Here is a 17,766-nt window from a genome sequence, read left to right as displayed (position 1 = left end):
CTGGGTATGGGGTCGGGCCGGATCGCCATGCGGTCCGGGTGCCTGGTCACGGTCGCTGCCCACTATCGCGTGGTGGCGGGTCCATGTGGGTGTGCCAGGTGCTCGGGTGCCTGCTCGCCGTTGCTGCCGCCGCTCGCGGCCGTGGCCGGGTGCGGGTCGGTGGTAGGAGCAGGCGGGAGTGGTAGACCAGGCGGGCAGTGGTGGGTCAGGGCGGCATCCGGGGCGAAATACCGCCCTGAGCCACCACGGTCCGCGCGCGTGGTAGCCCAGAGCGGTCAGCCGGGCCCGGACAGCGCCCGGTCCTACCACCGGCCGCCGGCGTGGGCGGCGCGGAAGCATCGGCCGGGGCGTAAGCGGCGCGAAGGGTCGGGCCGGCTGTCAACGACGCAGATGCCGTCTTGCGCTACCACTGCCGTGCCCGGCTACCACTGCCGTGCCCGGCTACCACCGTGAGCGGCGGCTACCACCGTGAGCGGCGGCTACCACCGTGAGTGGGCACCCTGGCCGCCTGGCAACCCGGCCCGGCCCCACGCCCGGCGAAGCGCCAGCAGCAAGGGCACGCGGCGGAAAGGACCCGGCAAGGCGAGCCTCACCAGACCTCCACCGCGAAAGTCTCTAGGGCGTCCGGTAGAGCTTGTCCCGGTAGTACTCCACGACCTTGATCCCCTCGGGCGTGGTCGGTTCCCAGCTTTCCGGCTTCCACATCTCCGAGCGCAGGAGCGACTTCGGGCAGTGGAAGAAGATCTGCTCGATCGCCACCTCGAGCGCCAGGATCGGGCGGTGGCCCTTGACCACCATCCGGTCGAAGTACGGCGCGTCGCGGACCAGCCGCGCCCGGCCGTTGATGCGCAGTGTCTCGCTGCGGCCCGGGATCAGGTGCAGCAGGCCGACATGCGGGTTGCTGAGGACGTTGTAGTAGCCGTCGCCGCGCCGGTTGCCGGGGCGCTCGGGGATCGCGATCGTGGTGTCGTCCAGCACCAGGGTGAAGCCGGGCGGGTCGCCCTTGGGCGAGGAGTCGCAGGTGCCGTCGGCGGCCGCCGTGGAGATCACGCAGAACGGCGACGCGGCCAGCCACGCCCGGTCCTGATCGGTCAGCGCGGCGTGGTCCTTGGTGGCGGCGGGCCCTGACGGGACGCCGAGCAACTCCCGCAGTTCGTCCGCCGTATCGATTCCGAGCGTCTCCACAACGTCCATCGCCGCAGCCTATCGATGAGATGCTTCCAGCGACATGACCCGCGCCACCGTGGGTGATGCGTATGTGTAAGCAGAGCAAAGGGGTCACGGATGGGTGAGATCGTGCTGGTCCGGCATGGGCAGACGGAGTGGAGCGCGAACGGGAGGCACACCTCGTACACGGATCTGGATCTCACAGCCGAGGGTGAACGGCAGGCACGGGCCGCGGGAGCGAAGCTGACCGGGCGGAAGTTCGCCGCCGTGATCTCCAGCCCGCGCAAGCGCGCCCTGCGCACGGCCGACCTCGCCGGGCTGGACGTCACCGAGGTGACCGAGGACCTGGCCGAGTGGAACTACGGCGAGTACGAGGGTGTGACCACCAGGACGATCCACGAGACTCGGCCGGGCTGGTCGCTGTGGACGGACGGCTGCCCGGGCGGCGAGTCGCCCGAGCAGGTGGGTGAGCGGATCGACCGGGTCCTGGCCCGTACGCGCACGCTGCTGGAGCAGGGCGACGTGGCGTTCGTGGCGCACGGGCACTGCCTGCGGGCGGTCGGCGCCCGCTGGGTCGGGCTGCCGGCCGCCGCGGGCAAGCTGCTGCGGCTGGACACCGCGACGGTGTCCACGCTCGGCTTCGAGCACGACGTCGACCCGGTGATCGACCGGTGGAACGCCGAATGCTAGGTCGTGTTTCAAACCCGGCCAGGCGGGAGGCGTGGCCCAGAGCGCGCCTGACGGCGTCCGCGAAACACCCACATACAACACCGGTATGAGGGCGCTCCGCGGCCGACGTCAGCCACACTCTGGACCTCGCCTCCCGCTTGCCCGGGTTTGAAACACGACCTAGGTCAGAGCGGGAGCGTGGCCCGGATGTCGCCGAGGCCGCGGGCGAGCAGGAGTTCGCCGCCGGGTGCGAGGGTGTCCCACTGTCCGGCGGACGTGTCCCAGCGCCGCCAGAGGCGCCGGTCGGTGCCGACGACCAGCCGGGCCGACTCGCCGGCCGCCACGGTCGCGCCCTCCCAGCCGACCAGGCGGATGGGCTGGTCGCGCTCGGCCGGGCGGAAGTAGACCTGGACGACCTCGCGGCTCGCGCGGGTGCCGGTGTTGGCGATCGTGACCGTGACCCCGGGGGAGTCGCCGGTCACCACCCGGGCGTCGGAGTAGTCCCAGGTCGAGTAGCCCAGGCCGTGGCCCAGCCAGAAGGCGGGCGCGGGGGCGTGACCGGCGAAGTGGCCGCGGTAGCCGAGGTGGGTGCCCTCGGTGTACTCCAGCTTGCCGTCGGCCGGGGTGACGCTCCAGGCCGGCGTCTTGCCGTCCTCGTCGGGGAACGTGGTGACCAGCCGGCCGGCCGGTTCGATGTCGCCGAGCAGGGCCGCCGCGACGGCGTGGCCGCCCTCCTGGCCGGGCAGGCCGGCCCAGAGGATGCCGTCCACCCGCAGCCGCCACGGCATCACCACCGGGGTGGCCGCGTTGACCACCACGATCGTCTTTCTTGCCGCGCCGGCCACCGCCTCGACCAGCGTGTCCTGGGCGCCGGGCAGGTGCAGGGTGCTCTTGTCGACCGACTCGGTCTCCTGCTCCTCGGTCAGCCCGACCACCACCACGGCCACGTCGGCGGCGGCCGCGGCGCGCACCGCCTCGTCGATGACCTCCCGGTCGTCGCGCTCGGCGGCCTGGGCGATCAACCCGAACAGGCCGACGCCGGTGAACAGCTGGCCGGCCGGGCCGACGCCGGTCCGCAGGGTCGCGGTCGCCTCGAGCACGGCGCCCTCGTCCACCTCGAGGATCTCGGTGCGGTTGGGCGGGCTCAGGATCTCCTCGCCCATGTTGGCGCCGCTGACGCTCAGCTCGTACTCGAAAGCCTTGTCCCCGACGGTGACCGACCATGCGCCGACACCGATCGTGCCGAGCTGGACCCGGCCGCCCCGGGTGATCCGGCCGCGCAGGCGGACGGTCGCGGCCGGGCGGGGGAGCTGGTCGTCCAGGCCGACCATGCTGGTGGCGTCGACCTCGTGCCGGACGTCCAGGGTCTCGCCGTCCGCGTCCAGCACGGTCACGGCCACGCCCGCCTCGCCGGTGTCCGGGTTCACCAGGAAGCCGTCGCGTGCGGGGACCGGCCGGGTACGCATCGGCACGCCGTCGAGCACGGTCACCCGGTCGCCCAGCCGCGCGGTCAGGCCCTCGGCGATGCTCACCTGGTGCGGCGGGTGCACCTGGGCCGAGCCGCCGCCCATGCACACCGTCTGCACGGCGTGCCGGCCGATCAGCGCGACCGTCTGCCCCTCGGCCAGCGGCAGCGCGCCCGCCTCGTTGGTGAGCACGGTCATCCCCGCCGCGGCCAGCCGGGTGAGCTGCTCGCGGCGCTCGGCGCTGTCCGGCGCGGGGTAGGTGCCGTACTCCTTCTCCGGGCCCAGCGCCCCGGTGCGCGCCGCCAGCCGCAGCAGCCGGTCCAGATGGTCGTCGACGGTCGCCTCGTCCACCTCGCCGGAGCGCACCGCCGCGACCAGGGCTTCGCCCCACGGGCCGTTCGGGCCGGGCATGACCAGGTCGAGCCCGCCGTTCGCGGCCGGGCCCGCGGTCTTGGTGGCGAACCAGTCCGACATCAGCAGGCCGGACCAGCCCCACTCGTCCTTCACGATCTCGGTGTTGACGTGCACCTGCTCGGTGGCGGCCTGCCCGTTCACGTCGTTGTAGGCGGCCATGATCGACCAGGCGTCGCCGTCCTCCACCGCGATCTCGAACGGCAGCAGGTACAGCTCGCGCAGGGTGGCCTCGTCGACCACGCTGTCCACCGTGTTGCGGTCGGTCTCCGACTCGTTGGCCACCAGGTGCTTGAGGCAGGCGGCTACGCCGCGATCCTGCATCCCTCGTACGTACGCGGCGGCGGTGCGCCCGGTGAGCAGGGGATCCTCCGAGTACGCCTCGAACAGGCGGCCGCCCAGGGGACTGCGGTGCAGGTTGATGGTCGGGCCGAGCACCACGTGGATGCGCTGGGCCATCGCCTCCTCGGCGAGCAGCGTGCCCACCTCGTAGGCGGTGGCGTCGCTCCAGGCCCCGGACAGCAGCGTCGCGTTGGGGAACAGCGCGACTGTGGTGCCGCCGTGGAACCGCAGCCCGCGTACGCCGGTCGGCCCGTCGGAGAGCCGCAGCTCGCGCAGGCCGATCTCGGGCGACGGGGCGAGCGTGAACGTGGTGGCCCCGGTGAGCAGGGCGACCTTGGCCGGCAGATCCAGCTTCCGAATGAGCTCGTCGTGCTCGGACACAGGTGGCCCCCCAACGGGTTAAACGTGTAAGTTGCGCTTGTCGTAACGTAAGGGCGAGGACGGGCCGACGGCAAGCCCGGAAAGGCGGCGCTCATGGCCGAGCGCAACACCAAGCGCGTGACCAGCGCCGACGTCGCCAGGATGGCAGGCGTGTCGCGGGCGACGGTGAGCTACGTCCTGAACGACACCCCGCACCAGACCATCTCGGCCGGCACCCGCGGGCGCGTGCTGGACGCCGCCGCGTCCCTGGGTTACGCACCGTCGGCGGCCGCGCGGACGCTGCGCACCGGCCGCTCCGACGTGGTGCTGTGCCTGCTGCCCGACTGGCCGATCGGCTCCGAGGTGGGCGCGCTGCTGACCCACCTGTCCGGCGCGCTGGCCCGGCGCGGCCTCACCCTGGCGGTGCACCCGGCCAGCCGCGAGGACCGGCCGATCAGCGAGCTGTGGAAGGTGCTGACCCCCGCCGCGGTGCTGGCCTTCGAGGAGTTCTCGTTCGCCGAGATCACGGCCATGCGCGCGGCCGGGGTGGCCCTGGTGGTCGCGCTGGTCGGCCCGGCGCGGCCCGAACCCCGCGAGCTTCACCTGTCGCAACGGCTGGTGGGGCGGCTCCAGGCCGAGCATCTGGCCGGGCTCGGGCACACCAGGCTGGGGTACGCGTACCCGGACGACGACCGCCTCCGGTACTTCGCCGACCCGCGCCTCGCCGGCACCCGGGAGGGCTGCGTGGACCAGGGACTGGCCCAGCCGGAGGTGCGTACCGTGCCGCTCGACCCGGCGACGGCGGCCGAGGCGGTCACGGCGTGGCGGGCGGCCGGGGTGACGGCGGTGTGCGCGTACAACGACGAGGTGGCGATGGCGGTGCTGGCCGGGGTGCGCCGGGCCGGCCTGAACGCCCCGGTGGACCTGGCGGTGATCGGGGTCGACGACATCCCCGTGGCCCGTCTCGCGGAGCCGCCGCTGACCACCGTCACCACCGACCAGGCCGCGGTCGCCGTGCATCTGGCCGGGACGGTCGAGGCGGCGATCGCCGGCCGCCCGGCACCCGCCCCGGTGCCCGCCGACGTGGTCCGCGTGGTGCGTCGAGAGTCCGCGTAAACCCTCGAGGTCAACCTCAAGTCGACGTTGAGGGATGGCCGAGAAAGACCAGCACAGCCTGTACGCGGCGGTGGCTCTCCTCATCGGCCGGCAGCCCGAGCTTGGACATGATCGAGCCGATGTGTGTCTCCACGGTGCGCTCGGTCAGGAACAGCCGGCGGCCGATGCCCACGTTCGTCCGGCCCTCCGCCATCGCCGCCAGCACCTCCCGCTCCCGGGCGGTCAGCGACTCCAGCGGATCCTGCGCCCGGCGGCTGCCGATCAGCTGAGCCACCACCTCCGGATCCAGCGCCGACCCGCCCGCGGCGACCCGGCGCAACGTGTCCAGGAAGTCGTCCACGTCCAGCACCCGGTCCTTCAGCAGGTAGCCGAAGCCGCCCCGGCTGACCAGTTCCACCGAATGCCGGGTCTCCACATGCTGGGAGAGCAGCACGATGCCCAGCGCCGGATGCCCGTCGCGGATCCGGCGGGCCGCCCGGGCGCCGTCGTCGGTGTGGTCCGGCGGCATCCGGATGTCGATCACGGCCAGGTCGGGCCGGTGCTCGTCGACCGCGGCGATCAGCGAGGGCGCGTCCGGCGCCTTCGCCACCACCTCGTGCCCGGCGTCGGCCAGCAACCCGGCCAGCCCCTCCCGGAACAGCGCCGAGTCCTCCCCGATCACGATGCGCACGGCAGCCTCGCCTCCACGACCGTCCCCAGCCCTCGCTCGCTGACCAGGCGCAGGCCGCCGCCCGCCGCGGCCACCCGGTCGGCCAGCCCGGCCAGCCCGGCGCCCGGCCGCAGCACCGCGCCGCCGGGACCGTCGTCGTGCACGCGTACCGTCAGGGTCTGCTCGTCCCGGGCCAGCCGCAACCCGATGGACGCCTCGCCCGCGTGCCGCACCGCGTTGACCACCGCCTCGCTGGCCACGTAGTAGGCCGTCGTCGCCACCACATCGGGCAGGCCGTCGGCGCGCAACGAGGCCGGGACGTCCAGCGTGATCGGCACCGGCAGCCGGCCCGCCAGCATCGTCAGCGCGTGCACCAGCCCGTCGTCCAGGCTGCTCGGACGCAGCCCGTGGGCGATCTGGCGCAACTCGGCCACCGCGGTGCCGAGCTCGGCGACCGCCTCGTCGAGCAGCCCGCTCACGTCAGTCGTGCCGTCGTCCAGATGCCGCTGACCCAGGCGCAGCCGCATGCCCAGGGCGACGAGCCGCTGCTGGGCGCCGTCGTGCAGATCGCGTTCCAGGCGGTGCCGCTCGGCGTAGGAGACGGTGAGCAGGCGGGCGCGGCTGTTCTCCACGTCGTGCAGGGCGGCGGCCAGCTCCAGGCGCAGGCGTACCACCTCGACCAGCAACGCGGCGGCCGCCGCGACCTCACGCAGCAGCTCACGCGACCCCACCGCGGCGAGCGCGCCGATCTCCGTGCCGCCCAGCCGCACCGGCGTCGCCTGCGGCAGATCCCGCGCCCCGCCGGACCCGTCGACCAGCGCGTTCGTGCCCGGCAACCGGTAGCCGACCCGCAGCCCCGGGTCGCGGAGAGCCGTCCGCAGGGCCTCCTCCAGCTGCTCGGGCCGGGCGGTTCCCGCATGCGTACGCGCCCGCAGATCCTCGATCGCGGCCAGCGCCGCCTGCCGCCGCGGATACAGCCGCCGGTCCACCCGGCGCTGCAACCGGACCCGTAGCGGCGCGAGGGCGACCGCGCACACCGCCGTGGCCGCGGCGGCCGCCGCCACCGACTCGCGGCCGAGCGTCACCCCGGCCAGGAAGGTGGCGAGCGTGTAGAAGCCGAGCAGCGCCGCCGTCACGATCCCGTAGGTGACGGCCGCGCTGAACGCCCGGTCGACGTCGTACAGGTCGTGCCGCAGCACGGCGATCGCGGTGGCCACCGGTATCGCCACGTAGGTCGCACCCAGGCCCACCAGGGCCAGGTCCGGCACGTCCAGCACCAGATAGCTGAACCAGCACAGCAGCAGCGTCGCCGGGACGAAGAGGCCGCCCAGCGCGAACCACCTGACCTGCGCGCGGCGGACCGGATCGCCGGCTTGCCGATGCCGGACCACCACCGCGGCGGCGGTCGCGGCCAGCAGCCCGAGCAGCACCGGCAGCATCGCGTACCCGAGGACCACGACCACCGGGGTGGCCGCGCCGGCGTCCAGGACGTGCGGGACCGCGGCGTACGGGTCGGTGAACGGCGCCGGGTCGAAGCCGACCGTCACCGTGAAGGCCACCGGCAGCACGATCAGCCCGCCGGTCACCCAGCGCCAGCGCCGCCCGACCGGCAGGCGCCCGTCCGGGAAGACCAGGGCGAGCAGCGCCGCCGGCACGTACAGGAACATCCACGAGCCCTCGTAGAGCGACACCAGCCACGGCCAGAGCGGCAGCAGATCGGGCCTGGCCTGCCACGCCGGGCCGTACAGGTCGCCGGCCGCCATGAACACCGGCATCAGGCCCACGCCGCACAGAAGAGCGCCGACCACGTTGTCCGGGCGGCGCGCCGCCACCAGCAACCCGAGAGCCACCGACGCCGCGCCCAGCGCGGTCGCCACCGAGATGAACACCCAGCCGTACCCGGCGATCGCCACCAACGCCCAGCCGAGCGCCGCGGTCATCGCCGCGAGCCCCGCGACCAGGATCGCGAGAAGTCTCTTGAGCTGCATGAACACACGCTAGAGGCGGGACGTTCCGGTGAACATGCGTGCCAGCACGGAGAACAGGCCCGCGACAGCCGCGATGCCACCGGCGGGGGAGCGGCCGAAGACTGCTGGGCAACCGTTCGTGCTTGCTTCTTCATGGAGGACACCATGTTCCGTACCGGTCTCGTCGTCGCCGTCCTGCTCGGCGTCATCGATCTGGCCAACCCGTTCACCACCGACGGCGAGCACCCGCCGATGGTGATCGCCCTGATCACCGCGGCGCTGGGCGTGGTCACCATCGTCGGGGCGGTGCCCGCGTGGCGTTCCCGCAGCCGCGGCGGAGTGGTCGCGATCGTCGTCAGCCGCCTGCTGTCCGCGGTGTCCGCCCTGCCGGCGCTCGTGGTCAGCGATGTGCCCGGCTGGATCCGGGTGCTCTCGGTGGTCTTCGCCCTGATCACCCTGGCGTCGGTCGCGATGATCGCCCCCGCCCTGCGCCGCCGCGCCACGGCGGCCGCCTGAACGGTGGTCACGAGCATCCGTTGCACAGGGACGCGGTGTTCCTGGTCACGGTGAGGCGGGCTGCCAACCAATGCACAGCAAGCGCACAACCCAGCCTCAGTCGCGTCACCCACAGTGGTTCTTGAACGCCGATGGAGCCGACGAGGGGGAACTCGACATGCTTGCCACAACGCACGACCTGCCGGTGAATCCGCAGTACACGAAGTCGCTCAAGCCCGTGGTGGCCGTCCTGGGCAGCCGCTCGCGGGTCGCCGGGCTGGCCGCGCACCTGCCCAGCGGCTGGACACTGCGGCCGGCCGCGGCGCTGGACGACATCCGTCCCGACGAGATCGTCCTGTTGTCCGGCGCCACCGAGCGTGACGTCCGCGCCGCCCGGTCCGTGCTGCCCCGCCGGACCGCGGTCGTGGCCCTGGTCGACGGTCAGGCCCCGGCCGAGGTCGTGGCGGGCGTGCTGACCGAGGGCGCCGACGTCTGCGTCCGCGGCGGCACTCAGGCCGTCCTCGCCGGCCACCTGGTCGCCTGCCGCCGCCGCCAGCTGGCCGACCGCTGGTCCACCCTCCGTAACGTCGTCGGCTGAAAACGTCACATGCACATGCGTTGATGTATTCGGGCGGCGTCCCTAAGCTGGCCAAATGTGGTCGGCAGGCACCCTGGTCGGGCGAGCCGACCTGCGCGCCGCCATCGCCGAGCGCCTCGCCGCCGGCGGGGGAGCCGCCCTGCACGGCCCGCCCGGCATCGGCCGCAGCGCCCTGCTGGACGCCGTCGCCGACGACGCTGCCGCCCGCGGCGACCTGGTCCTGCGCCTGCGCCCGGAACGCGCCGAGCAGCACGTGCCCTGGTCGGCGATCGCCGACCTGGTCGCCCAGCTCCCGCCGGAGGCCGCGGCCGCGCTCCCACCGGCCCAGCGGGCCGCGCTGAGCGCCCTCCGCCAGGCGTTGCCGCCCCGCGCGGGCAGTCCGGCCCTGGCCCGCCGGCTGGTTTTGCCGTTGCTGCTGGCCGCGTGCGCCCGCACCCGCGACGTCCTGCTCGTCCTGGACGACACGCAGTGGCTCGACCCGCAGTCGGCCGGGCTGATCGCCTTCGCCATGCGCCGCCGCCCCGGCCCGCGCATCCGCGTCATCGCCGCCGAACGCCGCCCCGCCGCCCTCCCCGACCGCGCCGCCCTCCCCGACCGCGCCGGCCTTCGCGGCCGAGCCGTCATCTCCGACCCCGTCGACCTCTCCGGCCGTGCCGACCTCTCCGGCCACGCAGATCCTTCTGGCCGCGCCGACTTGGGCCGCGCCGACCTTTCCCGTCGCCCCGCCGCGTCCCGTCGCGCCGGGCAGGATCCTGCGGGGCCACGCCGGGCCGTCCGGCTCTGTCCGGCGCCGATTCTCGAGCTGGCCGTCCCGCCGCTCGACGCCGACGACCTGACCGAGCTGCTGGAGTCCCGCGGCCTGCCGTGCCGCACGGCCAGCCGGCTGCACGAAGCGAGTGGCGGCAACCCCTTCCTCGCGCTGGCCTTGGGCGCGGCGCTCCCGCCGGGCCCCGCCTGGCGACCGGCGCCACTGCCCGAGTCGGCCCGAGCCCTGCTGCGCGAGCGACTGGACGCCTTGCCGCCCGGCGCGAAGCGCACCCTGACCGTCGCCGCGCTGGCCCACGAGCCGACGACCGGCCTGCTCATCCGGGCCGGCCGCGAGGACGCGCCTCGTGAGTTGCGACTGGCCGAGTCCGCCGGCTTGGTCACACTGGAAGGCGAGACGATCCGCTTCACGCCGCCGATCCTGGCCGAGGTACTGACCGGCGACCTCGAAGCGGCCACCCGCGCCGAGATCCACGACGACCTGGCGACGGCCGCCACCGAGCCGATCGGCACGATCTGGCACCAGGCCCTGCGCAGCGGCCGCCCGGACGCAGAGGTGGCCAGGTCTTTAGCGGCAGCCGCGGCCCGCGCCGCAGGCACGGGCGTCCAAGACAGGGCGACCCCTGCGCAGGCCGGAGGGCGGACCGCGGCCGAGCTCTACCTGCTCGCGGCCGCCCGCTGCCCGGCGGACAACGCCCCCGAGCGCCGCGACTGGCTGCTGGCCGCCGCGACCACGGCCGCCTCCTGCGGCGCCCCGGAGCTGGCCGGCCGGGCCGCCGAGGCCGTACTGGCCGCGGACACCCCGCCGGGGCATCGGGTGCGCGCGAGGCTGGTGCTGATCGACCTGGCGGGGCAGGCGATGGCCGAGGTCGCCGAGATGGTCGCGGCCGCGCTGGTCGAGGCGGGCGACGACCCGGCGCTGCTGGCGCCCGTGCGGCTTCGGCGGACGTGGGCGGCGATGATCGGTGGCGATCCGGACGCCGCCGCGACGGAGGCCGGGCGTACCGTCGGCGACGCTCGCCGGGCCGGGGACCGGACGATCGAGGCGATGGCGCTCGGCGCGCTGGCCCAGGTGCAGCGGATGCGCGGCGAGCAGTGCTGGCCGGTGACGCTGCGGCAGGCGCTCGCATTGCCCGCCGAGCAGGTGCCGGGCTGGCTCCACATGGGACCGCGCTACATGGCGGCCCGGTTCGCGATGATCGACGACCGGCTGGACGAGGCCCGTGACGAGTTGCTCCGGCTGCTCGCGGTGGCCGAGCAGGACCGCAGCGGCGAGGCGCTGGTCGAGGTGCTGCGCAGCCTCTCCGAGGTGGCCACCCGGGCGGCCCGCTGCCGGGAGGCTCTCCGGTACGCGCACCGCGCCGTCGACGCCGCCCAGCGTGCGGGCCTGAGTCCCGGCCCGACCTGGTACACCGCCGCGGTGGCGGAGCTGGCCGGTGGCAGCCTGACCGCGGCCGCGGGTTACGCCCGCCGGGGCGTGCGTGCCTCGGAGCAGGAGGGCGACTCCATCTACCTGCGCCGCAACCTGCACGCCCTGGGCCAGGCGGCCCTGCGTTCCGGCGACACCCGGGCCGGGGTGGCGGCGCTGCGGCGGCTGCGGGACTCCGAGGACGGCATCGAGGATCCGATGATCGTCCGCTGGCACGGCGACCTGGCGGGTGGGCTGGCGGCGCTGGGCGAGCACGAGGAGGCGGCGGAGACCCTGAGCGCGGCCCGGTCGGCGGCGCATCGGCTGGGCAGCACCCCGGGCATGGTCGGCTACCTGGACCGGGCGTCGGCGGTGGTGTTGTCGGAGCGCGGCCAGGCGGACACCGCGGTGATCCTGTCGGCCGCCGCCGCGCTGCACTTCGAGCAGCTGCGGCAGCCGATCGAGCAGGCGCACGCGCTGCTCGTGCAGGGTGGCGCGGAGCGGCGCCGCCGCCGGTACGCGGCTGCCCGGGTCGCGATCGGCGCGGCGCTGGCCATCTTCCTGGCCGCGGAGGCGCGACCGTGGACGGAGCAGACCGAGCGGGCGCTGGCGGGTACGGAGAGCACGACGGCGCCGCCGGCCGAGTTCGGGCTGACGTCCACGGAGGCGCGCATCGCGGGCCTGGTCCGGGACGGCGCGAGCAACCGGGAGATCGCGGGCCAGTTGTATCTGAGCGTCAAGACGATCGAGGCGACGCTGACCCGCGTGTACCGCAAGCTCGGCGTACGCTCGCGCACCCAGCTCGCCTCCCGCCTGCAAGGGTTTTCCCTGATTCGGTGACGACCGTCGATGCCTAGCGTTCTGCTCACTGGCCCAGACCCCCGGGCCGCGCAGAACGGAGTACGAGCGTGCGACCAACCCATCTGATCCGAGCCTCGATGGCCCTGGCCACCGGCGCGGCGCTGACCCTGGCGGCAACGCCTGCGGGCGCCGCACCGGCCCAGGCGCCGAGCCCCACCCCTGCTCCCACGCTGGCCGCCACCGCGGCCGACCGGCTCGTCAGCAGTCCCGCGGCGGACGCCTCCCTGCGTATCGCCACCGGTGACGTTCTTCAGCGCACGGGTGTGGTGGCGGGCACCCGAGGCCTGCAGTACGTCACCTACTCCCGTACGCATCAAGGTCTGCCTGTGGTCGGCGGCGACGTGGTGGTCAGCACCGACGCGGCGGGCGCGGTGACCGGCACGTCGGTCGCGCAGTCCGCCGAGATCAAGGTCACGACCACCCCGGCGATCACCGCCGAGCGGGCCGTCGAGGTCGCGAAGGCGCAGCTGGCCAAGGTGGAGAGCGCGTCCGGCGCCACGCTCAAGGTGCTCGCGTTCGGCGCGTCGAAGCTGGTCTGGGAGGTGGATGTCACCGGCGTGCTGGCCGGCGGGAAGCCGAGCAACCAGCACATCTTCGTGGACGCGTCCACGGGCAAGGTGGCCGACGCCGTCGACCTGGTCCGGGAGGGCACCGGCAACGGCTACTACTACGGCAACGTCACCATCAACACCTCCGGTTCGGGTTCGTCGTTCTCGCTGACGGACACGACCCGCCCGGGTCTGAAGTGCGGCGGGCAGAACGGGTCGGCGTACACCGGCACCGACGACGCGTGGGGCAACGGCTCCGGCACCAACCTGGAGACGGCCTGCGTCGACGCGCTCTACGGGGCGCAGCGTGAGATCGACATGCTCAGTTCCTGGTTCGGCCGCAACGGCGTCACCGGCTCCGGCAGCAACCCGCCGATCCGGGTGGGCCTGGCCGACGTGAACGCCTACTGGAACGGCTCGTACACGAACTTCGGCCACAACCAGGCGAACACCCGCCAGGCGACGCCGATCGACGTGGTGGCGCACGAGAACGGCCACGCGGTGTTCCAGTACACGCCGGGCGGCGCGGGCAGCGGCAACGAGAACGGCGGCATCAACGAGTCGACCGGTGACATCTTCGGCGCGCTCGTCGAGGCGTACGCGAACAACCCGAACGACCCGCCGGACTACCAGGTCGGCGAGGAGGTGGATCTGGTCGGCGACGGCCCGATCCGCTACATGTACAACCCGTCCCTGGCGGGCGACCCGAACTGCTGGTCGTCGTCGATCCCGAGCACCGAGGTGCATGCCGCGGCCGGCCCGCTGAACCACTGGTTCTACCTGGTCGCCGAGGGTTCGAGCCCGTCCAGCGGGCAGCCGGCCAGCCCGACCTGCAACAGCAGCACGGTCGCCGGCATCTCGATCCGCAAGGCGGGCGAGATCTACTACAACGCCCTGCAGGCGAAGACCTCGACCTGGAAGTACGCGAACATCCGTACGGCCACGCTGAACGCGGCGAAGAACCTGTACCCGAACAGCTGCACCGAGTTCACCACGGTGAAGAACGCCTGGAACGCGATCAGCGTCCCGGCGCAGAGCAACGAGCCGACCTGTGGCACCACCCCGCCGGACCCGACCGGTTGCTCCGGCACCAACGCCTCCGACGTGTCCATCCCGGACAACGGCGCGGCGGTGACCAGCACGATCACGATCAGCGGCTGTAGCCGGAACGCCTCGTCGTCCTCGACGGCGGCGGTGAACATCGTGCACACCTGGCGCGGTGACCTGGTGGTCGACCTGGTGGCGCCGGACGGTACGAGCTACCGGTTGAAGAACAGCAGCGGCTCGGACAGCGCGGACAACGTCAACACCACCTACACGGTGAACGTGTCCGGTGAGGCGGCGGACGGCGCCTGGAAGCTGAAGGTGCAGGATGTGGCCAGCCAGGACACCGGTTACATCAACACCTGGACGCTGACCGTGTGATCGACCTGACAGACGGCCTCTGACCTGGCCACTGTCGACGGAGAGTGACCCGCGCTACTGCATTCCGGTGGTGCGGGTCACTTTCATCACCAGAGTTTTGCCTGGTGGATTTGTTGATTCAAAGCCCGGCGCGGATCGTGGAAGGAGATAACAGAGAGTCAGTTTATTGGGGGAGTAGAACCATGGCATTCGTCAAGAAGATCCGCACCGCGATCGTGCACCGCGCCATCGAGCGCCGGGAGCACCGTCTGCTGAGCACCGAGCTGGCCGCGTTCCAGTCGCCGGCCGAGCGGGCCGAGCTCGACGAGCTGATCGCCCGGCACAGCGCCGAGGAGACCCGGCTCATCCGCGCCATCCTGGACCAGCAGGACTACGAGCGGCACCGTACGGCCGGCGGCGTCGGCGGCCACCGCGCCGCCTGATCGGCGTGACGAGCGCAGAACGAGGGGCCCGACGCCGTTGTCGGGCCCCTCGTCGGTCTAGGAGCGCTTCTCCTCGCGGGTGCGGTGCGCGCGCATGCTGCCGGCGTGTGCCTTCGCCGCCGGGTCGTTGCGGGACTTGATCAGGCTGGCGACGGTGGTGACCGTCAGAACGACCAGGATGACGCCGAGCGAGACCGGGGTGCTGATCTCCGGGGCGTCGTGCCAGACGTCCTCGTGCAGCCAGTGCAGGATCAGCTTGACGCCGATGAAGGCCAGGATGAGCGACAGCCCGGTGCTCAGGTAGACCAGGCGGTCGAGCAGGCCCTTGACCAGGAAGAACAACGCCCGCAGACCGAGCAGGGCGAAGGCGTTGGCGGCGAAGACGATGTACGCCTCGGAGGTCACGCCGAACACGGCGGGGATCGAGTCGAGCGCGAACAGCAGGTCGGAGCTGCCGATCGCGATCAGCACGATGAACAGCGGCGTGACCATCCGCCGCCCGTCGACCCGGGTGATCATCTTGCCGTCGACGTAGTCGTCGGTCACCGGCAGCAGCCGCCGGCTGGCCTTGACCAGCGCGTTGTCGTCGACGTCCGGATCCTCGTCGCGGTGCCGGAAGAGCTGTACCGCGGTGAAGACCAGCAGCAGCCCGAAGATCAGGAACATGAACGAGAACAGCGACAGCAGCGTCGCGCCGAGCGCGATGAAGATGACCCGCAGCACCAGCGCGATGATGATGCCGAAGGTCAGGACCTCCTGCTGGTATTTCTCGGGCACCGCGAAGGTGCTCATGATGATCACGAAGACGAAGAGGTTGTCGACCGACAGGCTCTTCTCGACGATGTAGCCGGCGAAGTACTGCGCGCCGAAGTCCCAGCCCGCGATCGAGGCGAAGACGAAGCCGAAGGCGATGGCGACGGCGATGTAGAAGACGGACCAGACGGCGGCCTCACGGAAGCCGACGGCGTGCGGTCGGAGCACGCCGACGGCGAGATCGAGGGCGAGCAGGGCGACGATGACTCCGATGGTCAGCGTCCAGCCGAGCGCGGTGACCTCAAGCATCAACAGGGAACCTTCCGGACGGATTGCTGCGACATTCCCACAAGCGTCCCCGGCCAGGCTGAGAAATGCCTGAACAAGTAAAGGTCAGACCACTTGGAACGAGCGTTTGGACAAGCCCATCCAGTAGCCGTCGATCGCCTGGTCGGGGGACCGTGAGGGGTCTTCCGAGGCGCCCAGCGTGAGGAACATCGGCGCGAAGTGCTCGATGGTCGGGTGCGCGTACGGCATCCCGGGCGCCCGGTCGCGGAAGCCGGCCAGTTCGTCCACCGCCCCGCGGGCGAGCGCCTCGGACGCCCACGCGTCGAACTCCCGCGACCAGCCCGGCGCCGGCGCGTCCTCCCGGAAGTCGCGCAGGAACGGCAGCCCGTGCGTGGTGAACCCGGAGCCGACGATCAGCACACCCTCCTCGCGCAGCGGTCGCAGCCGCCGGCCCAGGTCGAGCAGGTCGTCCGGCTCCAGCGTGGGCAGCGACATCTGCAGCACCGGGATGTCCGCGTCCGGGTACATCACGGTCAGCGGCACGTAGGCGCCGTGGTCGAGGCCCCGGTCGGTGCGGGCCACCGGCTGCGAGTCGGGCATCAGCTTCTCGACGCGGTCGGCGAGCTCGGGCGCGCCGGGCGCCCGGTACCGCACCTCGTAGTAGTGCTGGGCGAAGCCGCCGAAGTCGTACACCAGCGGGACGGTCTCGGTCGCGCCGAGCATCAGCGGCGTGGACTCCCAGTGCGCCGAGGCCATCAGGATCGCCTTGGGCTTGGGCAGCCCCGTTGCCAGCTGTTTCAGCTGCGCCACCCACACCGGGTTGTCGACCAGCGGCGGCGCGCCGTGACTGAGGAAGAGGGCGGGCATAGTGCTCATGGCAGGGGGCCTCCAGTTGAGACTTCAACAAATCCAGGCCCCACGGTACGCCCGGATAGTTGTCGCGTCAACTAAATGTGATGCGCCCCTGCCAGCCGCCCAGAATCCTCTCGTGATCGGCGCCGAGAACGTCCGCCGGCACCGGCGGGCACGGCGACGGGCTGCAGGAGGCGGTCGAGGGTGGCGTCCAGACCCGTGTCGGCCGCGGAAGGGCCGGCGGCGGTGGCCGCGTCGACCTCGGCGGTGGTCGGCCCGAAGGTGAGCCGGCGCGGCGGGTGGGACACGGCTTGGCGAGCCGTCATGACCGCCGAGCCAGGTATCGAACATTCGAGAGGTGGACGGGCGGGATCAGCCCGCCGAAAGTTCACCGAGGGAGAGCACGTTCGTTCCCTCCGCGGGCGGGATCAGCCGGCCGAGAGGTTGAGCTCGAACGAGTAGCGGCTGGCCCGGTAGACGTGGCTGCCGTACTCCAGGGCGCGGCCGCCGGCGTCCCACGCGGTGCGGGTCATGGTGAGCAGCGAGGCGCCGCGTTTCTCGGAGAGGATGCGCGCCTCGGTGGCGCCGGCCGAGCGGGCGCCGATCACCTGGGTAGCAATTCGCGGGACGAATCCGGCTCGCCGTAACAATTCGTAGAGCCCGTGCTCGGCGAGGTCGCGGTCGGTGAGCCGGATCAGGTCCATCGGGATCGCGTTGTGCATGATCGCCAGGGGCTCACCGCCGGCGTAGCGCAGCCGCTCGATCCAGGTGACCTCGGTGCCGAGCTCGATCTCCAGCGCGGCCGCCACCTCGCCGCCGGCCGGCACCACCTCGAGTTTCAGCACCTCGGTGCGGGGCGTGCGGTCGGAGGTGCGCAGGTCGTCGTAGAGGCTGGAGAGCTCGACCGGCCGGCGGACCTTGGGGTGCACCACCTGGGTGCCGACCCCGCGCTTGCGCACCAGCATGCCGCGCTCGACCAGGTACTGGATCGCCCGGCGGGTGGTCGGCCGCGACACGCCGAGCCGTTCGGCCAGGTCGACCTCGTTCTCGATGCGGTCGCCGACCCCGATCTCGCCCCTCTCGATCAGCTCCTGGAGGCGCGTGGCGACCTGGAAATACAGGGGAACCGGGCTGGTGCGGTCGACCTCGGCGGGGCGGATCGGGCTGGTCATGGCACCTCCTCGTTCGACAGCTTGTCATGACA

14 protein-coding genes are annotated in these 17,766 nt (G+C 72.6%); 7 read left to right on the top strand and 7 right to left on the bottom strand.

From position 1 onward, the window contains the following. Window positions 1-615 precede the first annotated feature (615 nt). Window positions 616-1,194, bottom strand: coding sequence for an MSMEG_1061 family FMN-dependent PPOX-type flavoprotein (locus tag QSK31_RS12440; RefSeq protein ID WP_285683668.1), 579 nt, complete (start codon window positions 1,192-1,194; stop codon window positions 616-618). Between the two features lie 90 nt (window positions 1,195-1,284). Between QSK31_RS12440 and QSK31_RS12435 the strand changes: the two genes are divergently transcribed. Next, a complete protein-coding gene (locus QSK31_RS12435; RefSeq protein WP_285683667.1) occupies window positions 1,285-1,857 on the top strand; it encodes a histidine phosphatase family protein in 573 nt (190 codons plus the stop codon). Between the two features lie 164 nt (window positions 1,858-2,021). Here QSK31_RS12435 and QSK31_RS12430 read toward each other — a convergent pair whose 3' ends face one another. Continuing rightward, a complete protein-coding gene (locus tag QSK31_RS12430; protein ID WP_285683666.1) occupies window positions 2,022-4,436 on the bottom strand; it encodes a glycoside hydrolase family 3 protein in 2,415 nt (804 codons plus the stop codon). A 93-nt stretch (window positions 4,437-4,529) separates the two neighbouring features. On the opposite strand from QSK31_RS12430, the gene QSK31_RS12425 reads away from it, so the two are divergent. Then, window positions 4,530-5,531, top strand: a complete 1,002-nt coding sequence (locus QSK31_RS12425; RefSeq protein WP_285683665.1) for a LacI family DNA-binding transcriptional regulator — start codon at window positions 4,530-4,532, stop codon at window positions 5,529-5,531. 16 nt (window positions 5,532-5,547) lie between these two features. On the opposite strand, the gene QSK31_RS12420 is transcribed toward QSK31_RS12425, so the two are convergent. Next, window positions 5,548-6,201 carry a response regulator transcription factor gene (locus QSK31_RS12420; protein ID WP_285683664.1) on the bottom strand — a complete coding sequence of 218 codons (654 nt, stop codon included), beginning with the start codon at window positions 6,199-6,201 and terminating at the stop codon, window positions 5,548-5,550. After that, window positions 6,189-8,168, bottom strand: coding sequence for a sensor histidine kinase (locus QSK31_RS12415; protein WP_285683662.1), 1,980 nt, complete (start codon window positions 8,166-8,168; stop codon window positions 6,189-6,191). The genes QSK31_RS12420 and QSK31_RS12415 overlap by 13 nt, the downstream gene beginning before the upstream one ends. A 144-nt stretch (window positions 8,169-8,312) precedes the next feature. On the opposite strand from QSK31_RS12415, the gene QSK31_RS12410 reads away from it, so the two are divergent. The 5 genes from QSK31_RS12410 to QSK31_RS12390 all read left to right on the top strand — a co-directional run bounded on the left by QSK31_RS12410 (window position 8,313) and on the right by QSK31_RS12390 (window position 14,669). Beyond that, window positions 8,313-8,663, top strand: a complete 351-nt coding sequence (locus QSK31_RS12410; RefSeq protein ID WP_285683661.1) for a hypothetical protein — start codon at window positions 8,313-8,315, stop codon at window positions 8,661-8,663. Window positions 8,664-8,820: 157 nt separating this feature from the next. Further along, the gene (locus tag QSK31_RS12405; protein WP_285683660.1) at window positions 8,821-9,240 is read left to right on the top strand and encodes a hypothetical protein; all 420 of its coding nucleotides are present in this window, start codon (window positions 8,821-8,823) and stop codon (window positions 9,238-9,240) included. Between the two features lie 55 nt (window positions 9,241-9,295). Then, the gene (locus tag QSK31_RS12400) at window positions 9,296-12,253 is read left to right on the top strand and encodes a helix-turn-helix transcriptional regulator (RefSeq protein WP_285683659.1); all 2,958 of its coding nucleotides are present in this window, start codon (window positions 9,296-9,298) and stop codon (window positions 12,251-12,253) included. 68 nt (window positions 12,254-12,321) lie between these two features. Beyond that, the gene (locus QSK31_RS12395; RefSeq protein WP_285683658.1) at window positions 12,322-14,247 is read left to right on the top strand and encodes a M4 family metallopeptidase; all 1,926 of its coding nucleotides are present in this window, start codon (window positions 12,322-12,324) and stop codon (window positions 14,245-14,247) included. Window positions 14,248-14,429: 182 nt separating this feature from the next. Next, window positions 14,430-14,669, top strand: coding sequence for a hypothetical protein (locus QSK31_RS12390; protein ID WP_285683657.1), 240 nt, complete (start codon window positions 14,430-14,432; stop codon window positions 14,667-14,669). A gap of 57 nt (window positions 14,670-14,726) precedes the next feature. On the opposite strand, the gene QSK31_RS12385 is transcribed toward QSK31_RS12390, so the two are convergent. The 3 genes from QSK31_RS12385 to QSK31_RS12375 form a co-directional block, all read right to left on the bottom strand. Beyond that, window positions 14,727-15,731, bottom strand: a complete 1,005-nt coding sequence (locus QSK31_RS12385) for a TerC family protein (protein WP_285683656.1) — start codon at window positions 15,729-15,731, stop codon at window positions 14,727-14,729. Between the two features lie 84 nt (window positions 15,732-15,815). Then, entirely contained in the window at window positions 15,816-16,586 is a 771-nt protein-coding gene (locus QSK31_RS12380; RefSeq protein WP_285683655.1) for a dioxygenase family protein, read from the bottom strand. A gap of 404 nt (window positions 16,587-16,990) precedes the next feature. Beyond that, complete coding sequence (locus QSK31_RS12375) at window positions 16,991-17,734, bottom strand: GntR family transcriptional regulator (protein ID WP_285683654.1); 744 nt, start codon at window positions 17,732-17,734, stop codon at window positions 16,991-16,993. Between the last annotated feature and the right edge of the window lie 32 nt (window positions 17,735-17,766).

It is taken from the genome of Actinoplanes sp. NBRC 103695 (assembly GCF_030269485.1).
Classification (GTDB): Bacteria; Actinomycetota; Actinomycetes; order Mycobacteriales; family Micromonosporaceae; genus Actinoplanes.
This window is presented reverse-complemented; position numbering and strand designations above follow the sequence as displayed.